Annotated in this window: 10 protein-coding genes and 1 other RNA gene; 4 read left to right on the top strand and 7 right to left on the bottom strand. The window is 70.7% G+C overall.

Going from position 1 to position 14,732, the window contains the following annotated elements:
- Positions 1–680 (top strand): TenA family protein (locus tag B1729_RS15220; protein WP_204318941.1); only part of this gene is annotated, 680 nt, incomplete at its 5' end.
- A gap of 109 nt (positions 681–789) precedes the next feature.
- Here B1729_RS15220 and B1729_RS15215 read toward each other — a convergent pair.
- The 4 genes from B1729_RS15215 to pta all read right to left on the bottom strand — a co-directional run bounded on the left by B1729_RS15215 (position 790) and on the right by pta (position 7,595).
- The gene (locus B1729_RS15215) at positions 790–3,315 is read right to left on the bottom strand and encodes a glycosyl hydrolase family 65 protein (protein WP_163619282.1); all 2,526 of its coding nucleotides are present in this window, start codon (positions 3,313–3,315) and stop codon (positions 790–792) included.
- Positions 3,312–4,079 (bottom strand): HAD-IA family hydrolase, encoded by a 768-nt coding sequence (locus B1729_RS15210; RefSeq protein WP_239526097.1) that lies wholly within the window; start codon positions 4,077–4,079, stop codon positions 3,312–3,314. The genes B1729_RS15215 and B1729_RS15210 overlap by 4 nt, the downstream gene beginning before the upstream one ends.
- Positions 4,080–4,191: 112 nt before the next feature.
- Positions 4,192–5,433: an acetate kinase gene (locus B1729_RS15205; protein WP_163619280.1), complete on the bottom strand. Its 1,242-nt coding sequence runs from the start codon at positions 5,431–5,433 to the stop codon at positions 4,192–4,194.
- A gap of 5 nt (positions 5,434–5,438) precedes the next feature.
- Positions 5,439–7,595 carry a phosphate acetyltransferase gene (pta, locus tag B1729_RS15200; protein ID WP_163619278.1) on the bottom strand — a complete coding sequence of 719 codons (2,157 nt, stop codon included), beginning with the start codon at positions 7,593–7,595 and terminating at the stop codon, positions 5,439–5,441.
- A 151-nt stretch (positions 7,596–7,746) separates the two neighbouring features.
- Here pta and B1729_RS15195 point away from each other — a divergent pair, with 151 nt between their 5' ends.
- Entirely contained in the window at positions 7,747–8,418 is a 672-nt protein-coding gene (locus tag B1729_RS15195) for an NUDIX domain-containing protein (protein WP_163619276.1), read from the top strand.
- 39 nt (positions 8,419–8,457) lie between these two features.
- Here the strand turns inward: B1729_RS15195 and ffs are convergent.
- The 3 genes from ffs to B1729_RS15180 all read right to left on the bottom strand — a co-directional run bounded on the left by ffs (position 8,458) and on the right by B1729_RS15180 (position 10,776).
- Positions 8,458–8,554: signal recognition particle sRNA small type (ffs, locus tag B1729_RS15190), an RNA gene on the bottom strand.
- A 31-nt stretch (positions 8,555–8,585) separates the two neighbouring features.
- On the bottom strand, positions 8,586–9,284 hold the full coding sequence (locus B1729_RS15185; RefSeq protein WP_239539664.1) for a helix-turn-helix domain-containing protein: 699 nt from the start codon (positions 9,282–9,284) through the stop codon (positions 8,586–8,588).
- Complete coding sequence (locus tag B1729_RS15180) at positions 9,277–10,776, bottom strand: APC family permease (RefSeq protein ID WP_163619274.1); 1,500 nt, start codon at positions 10,774–10,776, stop codon at positions 9,277–9,279. The genes B1729_RS15185 and B1729_RS15180 overlap by 8 nt, the downstream gene beginning before the upstream one ends.
- Positions 10,777–10,986: 210 nt before the next feature.
- Between B1729_RS15180 and B1729_RS15175 the strand changes: the two genes are divergently transcribed.
- Both B1729_RS15175 and B1729_RS15170 read left to right on the top strand, forming a co-directional pair.
- Positions 10,987–12,462 (top strand): APC family permease, encoded by a 1,476-nt coding sequence (locus tag B1729_RS15175; RefSeq protein WP_163619272.1) that lies wholly within the window; start codon positions 10,987–10,989, stop codon positions 12,460–12,462.
- A gap of 42 nt (positions 12,463–12,504) precedes the next feature.
- Positions 12,505–14,592, top strand: a complete 2,088-nt coding sequence (locus tag B1729_RS15170; protein ID WP_163619270.1) for a primary-amine oxidase — start codon at positions 12,505–12,507, stop codon at positions 14,590–14,592.
- Positions 14,593–14,732 lie beyond the last annotated feature (140 nt).

The raw sequence follows: 14,732 nt of genomic DNA, 5'->3' as shown, positions 1-14,732 counted from the left end.
TGGCAGCGGGGACGGCGAGCGGAGTGGCAGCGGGGACGGCGGGTGGAGGGGCCGTGGTGACCCGCCCCGCCGCGTCGTGGTCGGCGCAGGTGTGGGCGGCCGCCGCCGCCGTGCGCGCCGACGTCGACGCCCTCGACTTCGTCCGAGGGCTGGCCGACGGCAGCCTGCCGCGCGAGACGTTCCTGCGCTACCTCGCCCAGGACGCGCTCTACCTCGGCGAGTACTCCCGCGTGCTGGCGAAGGCGAGCGCGCTCGCGCCGAACTCAGAGGAGCAGGCGTTCTGGGCGCGCGCGGCCGAGTCCTCGATCGTCGAGGAGCGACGGCTGCACGAGTCGCATCTCGGGACGGCATCGAACGCACCCGCTCCGCAGACCCTGGCCTACACGAACCATCTGCACGCCTCGGCGCGGTCCTACGGGGAGCTCGTCGCCGCGCTGCTGCCGTGCTTCTGGCTGTACACCGACCTCGGCGTCCGCCTGGCGGCCCGGCGCCACGACGGGCACCCCTACGACGACTGGCTCGCGATGTACGGCGACCCCGGCTTCACGGCCGCGACCGCGCGTGCGGCCGAGATCGCCGACGCAGCGGCGCGAGAAGCCGGACCGCACGAGCGGGCGCGCATGAGCGCCGCGTTCACCCGCTCGATGGAGCATGAGAGGGAGTTCTTCGCCCGCGCGTGACCATCGGGCCCGCCGTGCGTACCCGCACACAACAGGAGATCCGGCGGAAACAGGACGAATCGCCTCGGATCGTCCTGTCCTCGCCGGATCTCCTGTTGTCGCGGGGCGGTCAGGCGTCGGCGCCGTGCTCGATATCCGCCGCGCCCACGATGATCGGGATCGTCGAGGTGACGGTCGGCACCGAGGCCGACAGCAGCGATCCGTCCTCGCGGCGGGCATCGCCGAGCTCGCGGAGCGACGGGCGACCGGCGATCACCGGCCCCTGTCCGTCGAGGCGCGCGACGACCTCTTCGCCCGCGCCGACGACGTAGCCGACACCGCGCACGCTGAAGCCGACGGGCTCGCCCTCGGTCGCGCGCACGCGCAGCTGGTCGCGCGTGACGGTGACGACCAGGCGCGTACCGTGCCAGTGCAGCACGAACTCGAGCGACGGCCACGTGGCCGGCAGGCGCGGGTCGAACGACAGCTCGCCGAAGTGGTCGCGCATGCCGCCGAAGCCCGAGACCAGCGCGGTCCAGACCCCACCCGCGGACGCCACGTGCACGCCGTCGGCCGCGTTGTGGTGCAGGTCGCCCAGGTCGACGAAGATCGACTCCCGGAAGTACTCGAGCGCCAGATCCTGATAGCCGACCTCGGCCGCGAGGATCGCCTGCACGACCGCCGACAGCGTCGAGTCGCCGGTGGTCAGCGGGTCGTAGTACTCGAAGTCGGCGAGCTTGTCCTCATCCGAGAAGTGGTTGCCCTGCAGGAACAGCGCGAGCACCACGTCGGCCTGCTTGAGCACCTGGTACCGGTAGATGACGAGCGGGTGGAAGTGCAGCAGGAGCGGCCGCTTGTCGGGCGGCGTGTTCTCGAGGTCCCAGATCTCGCGCTCCAGGAAGACGTGATCCTGGGGATGGATGCCGAGTCCCGGGCTGAACGGGATGTGCATGGCCTCCGCGGCGCGCTCCCAGGACTCGGGCTCCCCGGGCTCCAGCGCGAGACGGTCGACCATCTGTCGGTAGACCTCGCCGTCGACGTCCGCCATGTCGCGCACGGTGCGCGCCGCGAAGCGCAGGTTGAACCGGGCCATGACGTTCGTGAACAGGTTGTCGTTGACGACGGTGGTGTACTCGTCCGGGCCCGTGACACCGTGGATGTGGAACGTGTCGCCCTCGCCGTCGACCACCCCGTCGTTCGAGCGCCAGAAGCCGAGGGTGGCCCACAGCCGCGCCGTCTCGACGGCGATGTCGACGCCCTCCCGGTAGAGGAACTCGTCGTCGCCCGTCGCCCGCACGTACTTGGCGAGCGCATAGCTGACGTCGGCGTTGATGTGGTACTGCGCCGTGCCGGCGGCGTAGTACGCGGATGCCTCTTCGCCGTTGATCGTCCGCCACGGGAACAGGGCCCCCGCCTCGTTCAGCTGGAACGCGCGCCTGCGGGCGGCGGGCAGCATGAGGTAGCGCATGCGCAGGGCGTTGCGCGCCCAGAGCGGCGTCGTGTAGGCGAGGAACGGGAGGACGTAGATCTCGGTGTCCCAGAAGTAGTGCCCGGAGTAACCCGACCCCGTCATGCCCTTGGCCGGCACGCCCTGGCCGTCCGCGCGGGCCGTCGCCTGAGCGAGCTGGAACAGGCACCAGCGCGTTGCCTGCTGCAGGTCGCCGTGGCCGCCGATGCGCACATCCGAGCGCTGCCAGAACTCGTCCAGCCACGCGCGCTGCTGTGCGCGGACCGCCCCGACGCCCTCGCTGAGGGCGCGGTCGAGCGTGCGACGGCACCTGTCGACGAGCTCGCGGGCGGGCACGCCGCGGGAGGTGTGGTAGCTGACGAGCTTGGTGACCCGCACCGGCACGCCGGCCTTGGCCTGCACGCGGAACACGTTCTTCGCGATGTCGGGTTCGATGAGCGTGCGCGAGGTGTACTCGTTCTCGGTCTCGACCAGGTGGTCGGCGATGACGGCGACGGTCATCCCCGAGTCGGTGGCGCGGTACGACAGCGCCGAGCGCAGCTTGTCCTGCCAGTACTCCTGCGGCTGCAGCACCCGCTCGTGGAGCTTCTCGGTCTTGCGGGGGTCGAAGCCGGCCCGCCTCGGCGCGGTGGGAGTGCCGCCGTAGACGTCCTCCCCGTCCTGCCGGTTGATCATCTGGCAGCTGACGGTGACGGGGGCGTCGGCGTTGAGCACCGTGACCTCGATCGTCATCACCGCCAGGTGCTTCTCCTCGAAAGAGACGAGCCGCTCCATGTCGATCACGACGTCCTTGCCCGACGGCGTCATCCAGCGCACGTGCCGGCGGAGCACGCCGTCGCGCATGTCGAGCGCGCGCTCGTATTCGCGGATGTCGGCCACATCGAGCGACAGCGGCTCATCGTCGACGTACACGCGCATCACCTTCGCGTCGGGCGCGTTGACGATCGCCTGTCCCACCTCCGCGAAGCCGTACGCCTGCTCGGCGTGGCGGATCGGGAACGTCTCGTGGAACCCGTTGATGAAGGTGCCCTGCTCGTGCGCGAAGCGGCCCTCGGGGTGGTTTCCGCGCAGCCCGAGATAGCCGTTGCCGACGGCGAACAGCGTCTCGGTGACGCCGGCGTCGTCGAGGTCGTACGACGACTCGACCAGACGCCACTCGTTTACGGGGAAGCGGTCGCGGTCGATCATCGTACGAATTCCTCCAGGTCCTGAACCACGATGTGGGCGCCGGCGTCGATGAGGTCCTGCACACCGACACCGCGGTCGACACCCACCACGAGTCCGAAGCCGCCCGCCGCCGCCGAGCGCACGCCGCTGATGGCGTCCTCGACCGCGGCGCTGCGAGCGGGCTCGACCTGCAGCATCCGTGCCGCCTCCACGAACACATCGGGCGCCGGCTTGGAGGAGAGGTGGTCGCGTTCGGCGATGACGCCGTCCATCACGACCGTGAAGCGATCACGGATGCCGGCTGCCGCCAGCACCTCTTCCGCGTTCTTGGAGCTCGACACGACCGCGACGGGTGTGCCGGCGCCGGCGAGCACGTCGAGCAGGCGCAGCGACCCCGGATAGGCCGTGATGCCCTCGGCGCGCAGCACGCGCTCGAAGACGGCGTTCTTGCGGTTGCCGATGCCGCAGACCGTGTCGGCCGACGGCGGGTCGGACGGATCGCCCCAGGGCACCTCGACGTCGCGCGAGCGCAGCAGGCTCGCCACGCCGTCGTAGCGCTTCTTGCCGTCGAGGTGGTCGAAGTAGTCGCGCTCGGTATACGGCGGGGCGATGTCCCAGGCGGCGAAGAGCTCTTCGAACATGGTCTGCCACGCGTGCATGTGCACTTCGGCCGTCGGCGTCAGGACGCCGTCCAGATCGAAGAGCACAGCGTCGAACGCGGTCAGATCGGGCAGGGCGTCGTGGGCCACAGAACCTCCGGGAGCGAGTGCGGGTGAGCTCGGCACACCACGATGCTTGTCTCAGCGAGGGTGCCTCTTCGGCGAGCGTGCCTTTACAGCGAGCGTGCCGTCCAGCAAGCGTAATGCGGTCGGGCGCCGGGTCGACACCCTGCGATGGTTACGGGCGGGCGACGCTCAGCGTCTGGCGCGCGATCTCGAGCTCCTCGTCCGTCGGGACGACGAGGACCGTCACGGCCGAGGCATCCGTCGAGATGATCCGGATGCCGCGCTCGGCGCTCTCGTTGCGTGCGTGGTCGATCTCGACGCCCGCGAATCCGAGCGTGTCGAGGGCCCCGGCGCGCACCTGCGGCGCGTTCTCGCCGACGCCCGCGGTGAACGAGATGACGTCGGCGCCGCCGAGCTGGGCGAGGTAGGCGCCGGCGTAGGAGCGCAGCCGGTGGACGTACACCTCGAAGGCGAGCTGCGCCTGCGGCTCACCGCGTTCGACGGCGGCACGGATGTCGCGCAGATCGTTGGATCCCGCGAGGCCGAGCAGCCCGCTGCGCTTGTTGAGGAGGTCGTCGAGGTCGTCGACGGTCATGCCCGCACGCCGCTCGAGCTGGAAGAGCACGGCGGGATCGATGTCGCCCGAGCGCGTGCCCATGACGAGGCCCTCCAGCGGCGTGAAGCCCATCGAGGTATCGATCGAGCGGCCTCCGTCGATCGCGGTGACCGACGCGCCGTTGCCCAGGTGGAAGACGATCTGCTTGAGCTCGCCGAGCGGCCGCCCGAGAAACGCGGCGGCCGCTTCGCTGACGAACTTGTGCGACGTGCCGTGGAACCCGTACCGGCGGATGCGATGGGATGCCGCGACCTCCGCGTCGATCGCGTACGTGTAGGCGGCGGGCGCCAGGGTCTGGTGGAAGGCGGTGTCGAAGACGGCGATGTGCGGCACGTCGGGGAACGCCGTGCGGCCGGCGACGATCCCGGCCAGGTTCGCGGGGTTGTGCAGCGGCGCGAGCACCGCGAGCTCGTCGATGTTGATCTCGACGAGCGGGGTGACCAGCGTGGGCTCGAAGAACCGCGCGCCGCCGTGCACGACGCGGTGGCCGACGGCGACCGGCGGGGTCTCGGCGAGCGACGGACCGTAGGCCGCGAACGCCTCGAGCATGACCGCGAAGCCGGCGGTGTGGTCGGGGATCGGAAGCTCGCGGATGCGCGTCGCGTCGAGCACCGTCGGCGCCGGCCCGGTTGCGGACGCGAGAGCCGCCGCATGGACGGTGTGACGGGCGAGGCCGGTCCCTGTCGAAGGGCCGATGCGCTCGACGAGACCTGACGCGAGCGTGCGCTCGGTGTCCATGTCGAGCAGCTGGTACTTGAACGACGACGAACCGCTGTTGATGACGAGCACCGGGGTCATGCGGATCACTCCCCCTGCGCCTGGATCGCGGTGATCGCGATGGTGTTGACGATGTCGTCCACGAGCGCGCCGCGCGACAGGTCGTTGATCGGCTTGTTGAGCCCCTGCAGCACCGGCCCGATCGCGACGGCGCCCGCCGAGCGCTGCACCGCCTTGTACGTGTTGTTGCCCGTGTTGAGGTCGGGGAAGACGAACACCGTGGCGCGTCCGGCGACATCCGAGCCGGGCATCTTCGCCGCGGCCACGGCGGCGTCGGCCGCCGCGTCGTACTGGATCGGCCCCTCCACGAGCAGCTCCGGCGCCCGCGAGCGGACGAGGGCGGTGGCATCCCTCACCTTCTCGACGTCGGCACCCGACCCCGATTCGCCCGTCGAGTACGAGAGCATCGCGACCCGCGGGTCGATGCCGAACTGCGCGGCCGTCGCGGCCGACGAGATCGCGATGTCGGCGAGCTGCTCGCTGGTGGGATCCGGGATGACGGCGCAGTCGCCGTAGACGAGCACGCGGTCGGCGAGCGCCATCAGGAACACGCTCGAGACCACCGAGACGCCCGGGCGGGTCTTGATGATCTCGAACGCCGGGCGGATGGTGTGCGCGGTCGTGTGGACGGCGCCCGAGACCATGCCGTCGGCGAGCCCCAGGTGCACCATCATGGTCCCGAAGTAGGACACATCGGTCACGGTGTCTGACGCCTGCCCGAGCGTGACGCCCTTGTGGGCGCGCAGACGCGCGTACTCCTCGGCGAACTTGTGGACGTGCACGGGATCCAGCGGCGAGAGCACCTCGGCGGCCTGGATGTCGATCCCGAGCTCGATCGCGCGTGCCCGCACCTCGAACGGCTCGCCGAGGATCACCAGATCGGCGATGCCGCGCTTGAGCACCGTCGCCGCCGCGCGCAGGACCCGGTCGTCGCCGCCCTCGGGCAGCACGATGCGCCGGCGCTGCGCGCGCGCGCGCTCGATGAGCTGGAACTCGAACATCAGCGGTGTCACGACCGTCGCGCGTGCCAGACCGAACGCGACGAGCAGTTCGTCGGTGTCGACGCTCTGCTCGAACAGGGCGAGCGCCGTGTCGTACCGGCGCTGCGAGTCCGCGGCGAGGCGGCCGCGCGTTCCCATGATGCGCACCGCCGTCTCGTAGGTGCCGAGCTCGGTGGTGATGATGGGCACGCTCGACCCGAGTCCGTCGATCAGCCGTGTCACCGGCTCGGGCAGCTCGAAACCGCCGTTGAGCACGATGCCCGAGATCGAGGGGAAGGTGCCGGAGGCGTTGGCGAGCAGGGTGGCCAGCAGCACCTCGGAGCGGTCGGCGGGGATGATGACGACGGCGCCCTCGAGCAGCCGAGGAAGGACGTTGACCATCGACATGCCGGCGACGACGACCGCGAGCGCCTCGCGGGTGAGCCGGTCCGGGTCACCCGAGAGCAGCTCGCCGTCGACCGAGCGCATGATGCCCCGGATCGAGGGGGCCACCAGATGGCGATCCTCGGGGATGGCCCAGACCGGAACCGAGGTCTGCGACCCGGCGGCCGGCACCGTCGCCTCTCCGCGGTGAGCGTCGACCGAGCGACGGATCGCCGCGATGGTCTCTTCGGCGTTGCCTGCCTCTGCCCGGTTGGCGACGACGGCGAACAGCTTCGCGCGGCCATGACGCAGCTCGGCGAGCGCGAGGTCGGCGATCTGGCCCATCTCGTCCGCGGTGCGCGGCAGCGATGACCCGAGCTGCTCGGGCTGGGTCTGATTCTGCGCCGAACGGCCGCCGAGCACCAGCAGCACCGGCGCGCCGAGGTTGGCCGCGATGCGGGCGTTGTAGGCGAGCTCGGCAGGGCTGCCGACATCCGTGTAGTCGCTCCCGACGATGACCACAGCCTCGCACTGGGCCTCGACCGCTTTGTAGCGCTCGACGATCGTCGCAAGCGCGGCATCCGGATCATGCCGCACGTCGTCGTACGTGACACCGATGCAGTCGTCGTACGGCAGGTCGACGCCGTCGTGGTCCAGCAGCATCTCGAGCACGTAGTCGCGTTCGATCGTCGAGCGTGCGATCGCCCGGAACACGCCCACGCGCGCCGTCGCATGGCTCAGCGCATCGAGCACGCCCAGCGCGACCGTCGACTTTCCCGAGTGGCCTTCGGCCGAGGTGATGTAGATGCTCTGAGCCACGCGACCACCCTATTGGGCGAGCAGGATGCCGCGGCCTATTGGGCGAGCAGGATGCTGTCCTCTAGGGCGAGCAGGCAGCCGCGGCCTCGGGGCAGGCAGGTTGCCGGGGCTCGCCGCCGGATCATCGGCGCGGCGCGATTACGCTCGAGGCATGCCTGAGCCGCGCCCCGGAGTCGATGTCCCCGATCACCGCGGCCGCACGGGCCTCGACCGGGCCGGACGCGACCTGCAGCGCAACGCGGACGTCCACGTGACGGACGTCGAGGTGCTGGCCTCGGCGTGGCACGTGCTGCGGCGCACCACGCTCGAGTACCGCGACCCGGCGGGCCGATGGGAGACGCAGCAGCGCGAGACCTACGATCGCGGCAACGGCGCCACGGTGCTGCTCTACGACCCCGAGCAGCGCACGGTGCTCCTCACGCGCCAGTTCCGCTACCCCGTCTACGTCAACGACCACCCCGACGGCATGCTCATCGAGACGGCGGCGGGACTCCTCGACGACGATGACCCGGCGACGGCGATCCGACGGGAGGCGGCCGAGGAGACGGGCGTCGAGGTGGGCGAGCTCGAGCACGTCTGGGACGTGTACATGAGCCCCGGCTCGGTCACCGAACGCCTGCACTTCTTCGCCGCCCGCTACGACGGCTCGACCCGCACCGGCGACCGCGGCGGCCTCCAGGAGGAGGGCGAGCACATCGAGCTGCTCGAGATCGGCATCGATGAGGCTCGCGCGATGGTGCGCGATGGGCGGATCCAGGACGCGAAGACCATCATGCTGCTGCAGTGGGCGGTGCTCGACGGCCCCTTCGCCGCCGACCCCTGAGCCCTGTCCGAACGCGGGGTCCATCGGCGCGCCCGGGAAAATTAAGACTCTCCGCGAACCCGGCAGAGCCTGGTTACCCTTGCTACGTTTCCGTCCTGGGGGAGTTGGCCTGGATGCCGCCTCGCGGAGAGCTTCTGACAGTCTACCCGGTCCGCGCGGGGGTGACGTCACACCACCAGGGGACCGAGGCGGGCGGCCGCCGGCTGCAGCACCGCCAGCACCCCCGCAGGCTCGTCGACCCGGTGGCGCGGCCCGGAGAACCCGACGGCTCCGGCGAACCGCCCGGTGCCGTCGACGATCGGCACCGCGACACACCCGTATGCCGGGGCGAGCTCACCCCGCTGGCGAGTGGCGCCGAGCGCGGCGAAGTCCGTGCGCGAGGCATCCTCGGCGGTCCCCTGCTCGATCGTGAGCAGCCGGCCCATCGCGAACCGCTCCGGCTCGCGGGCGAGGCGAAGCTCGTCCGACAGCGGGAAGTCGGGGTCGGCGTCGATGACCGAGATTCGACCTTCGACGAAGAAGACGACATGCACGCCGCCGCGCAGCGCTGAGCGCGCCTCGGCGAGCACTCCGCGCGCCGCCGAGGTCAGGCGTGCCGGCGGCGCCGCCACGGCGGCGAGCTGCACGACCTTGGCGCCCAGAGCGAACCCGGCGAGGTCAGGAGTGCGCACCAGGTACTCGTCCTGTACGAGCAGATTCAGCAGGCGGTAGGTCGTCGCTCGCGGCAGCCCCAGCTCGAGGGAGATCTCGCGTGCAGTCGCACCGGCGCCCAGATGCGCCACCGCTTCCAGCACGGTGAGCGCGCTGTGCACGGCCTTCGGCTGGCGCGCGGTCAGGGTAGGTCCCGGCGACACCCTCTCAGGCACCGCTCCTCCGCTCCCGGCGGGCGATGCCGCCCAGCACCTCCGAGGCGACTGGCTCGTCGTACGACCCGACGCGCGCGAGTGACGGCGTGCCGCGACGCAGTCGGACCGCCACCGCGACTGCGGCGACGGCGCCGACCGCCAGCACCACCCAGAGTGCGACACTGCCGCTCGCGGCGTCGACCGCGAAGAAGGTGACGAGGGCGCCGGTGAGGACGCCCGCCGAGACGATCGCCGTGATCGCCGAGCCCACGGTGAGCTCTCCGATGCGCCGCAGGAAGACCGGCGCCGCGACGCACACCAGGATGTAGGCGACGATGTAGCCCGCGCCGCCGACGGCGATGGTCGCGTGCATCGCACCGCGAACGTCGACTCCCGACAGCAGGAGCACGAACGGCACACCCGCGATGAGCGGAAAGGCCAGTGCCACCGCGCCGATCGGCGTGCCGAACTTCGGGTGCGCTCTGCCCGCCGGCCGCGGCAGCACGCCGTCGCGCCCCATCGTGAACAGCACTCGGGTGAGCGCGGTGGTCGAGCCGATCGCGCACGCCACGAACGAGGCCGCGATGCCGATGTCGGCGACGACGCCCCAGCCGCCCAGCCCGTACGCCGAGGCGAGCTCGTTGATCGGCGAGGCACTGGCGGCGAGCGAGGAGCCGATGGCGTCGAAGCCCGCGACCTGGGCGACCGCCGCCAGGACGAAGAGCCCGCCCGACAGCAGCACCGTCCACACGATCGCCCGCGGCACGTTGCGCAGCGGCGCACGCGCCTCGACGCCCAGCGTCGACGCGCTCTCGAAGCCGACGAAGGCGGTGAGCGCGATGACCGAGCCGGCGGCGAGCGCAGCGGGATCGAAGCCGGCGAAGCCGAGCACGTGCCCCGGGTCGATCGGACCGATCCGGATCAGGAGCACGACGAGGAGCACGGCGATGAGAGCCACCGAGAGCACCTCGACGACGAGCGCGATGCGAGACGAGAGACGGATGCCGCGCACGAGCACGACGGCGACGAAGGCCGCCTCCGCCGCCAGAACCGCGGAGAGCGTTCCGGGGCCACCCGCCTCGGGCCAAGCCGATTCCAGGAGGAAGGTGACGTAGTACGCCCCGCCGAGGAGCGCGAACATCGCGATTGCACCGTAGCCGACCAGGATCGCCGCGCCGGACGCGAGTCCGGCACCCGGACCCAGGCCGCGGGCGGTGTAGGTGTAGGTCGAACCGGCAGCGGCCAGCCGCCGCGCGAACTGCGAGATCGTCCGGGCCACCAGGAGGCTGAGGACGCCGGCGAGCACGATCGACAGCACGGTCGCCGAGGGTGAGATGCCGGCGACGAGCAGCACGACGGTGGTCGCCGCGGCAGCCGGGGCGACGGCGGCCACCGACTGGGCGAGCACATCGAAGAAGCCCACGCTGCGGCGATCCAGGCCGTCCAGCGGTGAACGCGCCCCGAAGTCGTGGACGGGGTCGGGTCGCGCGATCGCGCGCTCGAGTGCGGTCATGTCGCCTCCGGTGGTGCCCGTGAGACGTTACGCGGGCGCGGTTGCCGGGCCGCTACCCGCGTGTTTCGCCCGTGTATCGCCCGATTGAGACACCCGCGCTGGCCGATCTCAGTCGGCATGCGCGAGGTTTCACCGGCGCGCGACGGCGCCGCAATGCGCTGCCGCGAGGCTCAGGGCATCCCCGTTCCCGTGTCGCCCGGAGGTTCTGCCATGACCCAGCTCGAATCGAAGGGAGTCGAGGCGTCCGCGAAGCGGACGCTGACCGGCTCGCTCGGAGTCACCGCCATCGTCTTCATGGTGGTCGCCGCCGCATCCCCGCTCACCGTCATCGGCGGCGCCGCGCCGCTCGGCATGCTCCTCGGCAACGGCATCGGCTTCCCGGCGCTCTATGCCATCAGCGCCGTGATCCTGCTGCTGTTCTCGGTGGGGCTGGCGGCGATGACCCGCCACGTGCCCAAGCCGGGCGCCTTCTTCACCTACGTCGGCTACGGCCTCGGCCGCTCGACCGGGCTCGCGAGCGCGTGGATCGCGATGCTGACCTACACCACCATCCAGGTGTCGGTGTACGGGTACATCGGCTACATCCTGTCGGTGACCGTCGAGTCGATCGGCGGCCCGGCTCTGCCCTGGTGGCTGATGTCGCTGATCACGATCGCGGTCGTCGGCGTGCTGGGCTACCGCCACATCGATCTGTCGAGCAAGGTGCTCGGCGTGCTGCTGATCGCGGAGGTCGGCATCGTCCTGGCGATGGTCGTCGCCGTCGTCGTCAGCGGCGGCCCCGAGGGCCTGAGCCTCGCTCCCTTCGAGCCCGCGAACGTCGCGAGCGGCTCCCCCGGTGTCGGGCTGATGTTCGCGATCGCCGCTTTCATCGGCTTCGAGGCCACGGCGATCTTCCGCGACGAGGCGAAGGACCCGAACCGGACCATCCCTCGCGCCACGTACGCCGCGGTGATCGGCATCGGCGTGTTCTACACACTGGCGGCGTGGGGGCTGGTCATGGCGTGGGGGCCGAGCAACGTCCTCGACGCCATCGCCGAGGACCCCGGCACGTTCATCATCACCACGATGGCCCGCTACCTCGGCTCGTTCGGCGAGATCGCCGTCAACATCCTCCTGATCACCGCGATGTTCGCCTGCGTCCTGTCGTTCCACAACGTCGTCACGCGTTATCAGCACTCCATGGCGAACTCCGGGGTGCTCCCCGACAAGCTCGGCGCGGTGCACGCGAAGCACCTCTCGCCGCACGTGTCGTCGCTCGTGCAGACGGTCACGGCGGTCGTGCTGATCGCGGTCTTCGCGGTCCTGGGCCTCGACCCCGTGCTGCAGGTCTTCACCTGGTTCGCCGGTGTCGCGACGCTCGCCATCGCGATCCTGATGGGGCTCACCTCGGTCGCGGTGATCGTGTACTTCGTCAGGACGAAGAAGGACCGGCGGGTGTGGAACACCGTGATCGCTCCCGCCCTCGGATTCGTCGGGCTCATGCTCTCGGCGGCCCTCATCGTGGCGTACTTCCCGATCATGGTGGGCGACGTCGACGCCGACGGCAACCCGGTCTTCGCGGCCGTCAGCTGGTTCCTGCTCGGACTCGTCGTCGTCGTCCCCGTCTTCGGGTACGTCCAGGCCGCCTGGATCAAGAACCGCCGCCCGGCGGCGTACGCGAAGCTCACCGACTCGATCGCCGGCTGAGGCACGGCGATCCGACATCCATCCCCGCACCGAAGGAGCACCATGACCATCACCGACATCGCCACCGCCTCGGGCTTCACCGCACCGCCCGCGCCGCAGCATCCGCTCGCGTCACTGACGCCCGCCGAGATCGAAGCCGTGCGCGCGATCGTGCTCGGACTCGACACGACGACGGACGCGACGCGATTCGCCTACGTCGGTCTCGAAGAGGCGCCGAAGCCGGAGATCCTGGCGTGGGAGGCCGGCACCGGCCCGCTGCCCGAGCGGCGCGCACGCGTGCAGCTGCTCGACATGCGGTCGGCACGGTCGCTCGACCTGGTCGTCTCGCTGGCCGACGGTGACGTGCTCTCGTCCGTCGAGCTGGACGGCACCGCAGGGCAGCTGCCGATCCTCGACGCCGAGTTCGAAGAGGTCGGCGTCATCGCGAACGAGAACGCGGAGTGGGTGGCTGCTCTCGCGGGGCGCGGGCTGACGCCGGACGACGTCGTGCTCGTGCCGCTGTCGGCAGGCAGCTACGGGTACGAGGACGAGGCCGGGCGCCGTATCCTGCGCACGTTCGCCTTCCAGCAGTTCCACGCCGCGGATCACCCCTGGGCGCACCCGGTGGATGGGCTCACCGCCTACATCGACGTCGCCGCCCGCTCGGTCATCAAGGTCGTCGACAACCCGGGCTACGACATCCCGCAGACGAGCGGCAACTACGACGATCCCGCGCTGCAGGGCCCACCCCTCGAGGGCCTCAAGCCCATCGTGATCGCGCAGCCCGAAGGATCGAGCCTGACCGTCGACGGCGAACACGTCACCTGGGGCGAGTGGGACCTCCGGATCGGCTTCGACACGCGCGAGGGACTCATCCTGCGACAGCTCTCGTTCGCGGGACGCCCGGTCATGTACCGCGGGTCGATCAGCGAGATGGTCGTGCCCTACGCCGACCCGCAGCCGAACAGGTTCTGGCAGAACTACTTCGACACCGGCGAATATCTCTTCGGCCGGTACACCAACGAGCTCGAGCTCGGCTGCGACTGCGTGGGCGACATCACGTACGTCGACGCGATCCTCGCGGACGAGCTCGGGATGCCGCGCACCGTGCGCAACGGCGTGTGCATGCACGAGGAGGACTTCGGCTCGCTCTGGAAGCACACCGACATCTTCACCGGCGCGGCCGAGGTGCGACGGTCGCGGCGGCTGGTGATCTCGTTCTTCACCACCGTCGGCAACTACGACTACGGGTTCTTCTGGTACCTCTACCTCGACGGCACCATCGAGTGCGAGGCGAAGCTCACCGGCATCCTGTTCACCTCCGCCTACCCGGGCGTGAACGAGGACGGATCGCCCTACCCGTTCGCCTCGGAGGTCGCGCCGGGCCTCGGCGCCCCGTACCACCAGCACCTCTTCTCGGCGCGGCTCGACATGACGGTCGACGGCGTCGCGAACGTCGTGAACGAGATCGACGCCGTGCGCGTGCCGATCTCGGCCGAGAACCCCGCCGGCAACGCGTTCACCAAGAGCGTCGTGCCGATCGCCTCCGAGAAGGTGTCGGGCCGCCTCGCCGACGGCGCCCGCAACCGCGTCTGGCAGATCGCGTCGACCGAGCAGACCACGTCGATGGGTCAGCCCACCTCCTACGTGCTCTTCCCCACCGAGACACCCGTGCTCCTCGCCGACGACGCGTCGTCGATCGCGTCGCGTGCAGCCTTCGCGACGAAGAACCTGTTCGTGACGAAGTACGACCCCGCCGAGCGCTATGCGGCCGGCGACTTCGTCAACCAGCACCCGGGCGGCGGCGGGCTGCCGGCCTTCATCGAGGGAGACGAGCCGTTGATCGGCCAGGACGTCGTGCTCTGGCACACGTTCGGGCTCACGCACTTCCCCCGTAACGAGGACTGGCCGGTCATGCCGATGGACTACGCCAAGTTCACGCTGAAGCCGTACAACTTCTTCGAGCGCAACCCCACCCTCCACGTGCCGGCGCCCGAGTCTGCGCACTGTGCGGCGGGCACCGGTCACGTGCACGCAGCGAGCGGCGGCTACGGCCCGACCCCCGGCGCCCACGGCCATGACGCCGCTGCCCACGCTCACGGCGGCGGGCACGAGGGCCACGCGCACGGCGAGCACCACCACCACGGCTGACCCGTGACCGAACTGCTGCACGCCTGGGCCATCGCCCCGGCCGCGCTCGGCGCCTGCTGTCTGGCAGCCGACCGCGGCCGGGCGCGGTGGCCCGACGCCGCGGCATCCGTCCTCATGCTGGTCGCGATGATCGACGCCGC

This window comes from Microbacterium sp. B35-04, assembly GCF_010634885.1.
Lineage (GTDB): Bacteria > Actinomycetota > Actinomycetes > Actinomycetales > Microbacteriaceae > Microbacterium.
The sequence above is the reverse complement of the archived record's forward strand: the minus strand, read 5'-3'. Positions and strand labels throughout refer to the sequence as shown.

Coding starts and splice junctions, on each gene's coding strand:
- B1729_RS15195 (WP_163619276.1), top strand. CDS start 7,747: ATGCCTGAGCCGCGCCCCGGAGTCGATGTCCCCGATCACCGCGGCCGC.
- B1729_RS15205 (WP_163619280.1), bottom strand. CDS start 5,433: ATGACCCCGGTGCTCGTCATCAACAGCGGTTCGTCGTCGTTCAAGTAC.
- B1729_RS15180 (WP_163619274.1), bottom strand. CDS start 10,776: ATGACCGCACTCGAGCGCGCGATCGCGCGACCCGACCCCGTCCACGAC.
- B1729_RS15215 (WP_163619282.1), bottom strand. CDS start 3,315: ATGATCGACCGCGACCGCTTCCCCGTAAACGAGTGGCGTCTGGTCGAG.
- B1729_RS15170 (WP_163619270.1), top strand. CDS start 12,505: ATGACCATCACCGACATCGCCACCGCCTCGGGCTTCACCGCACCGCCC.
- B1729_RS15175 (WP_163619272.1), top strand. CDS start 10,987: ATGACCCAGCTCGAATCGAAGGGAGTCGAGGCGTCCGCGAAGCGGACG.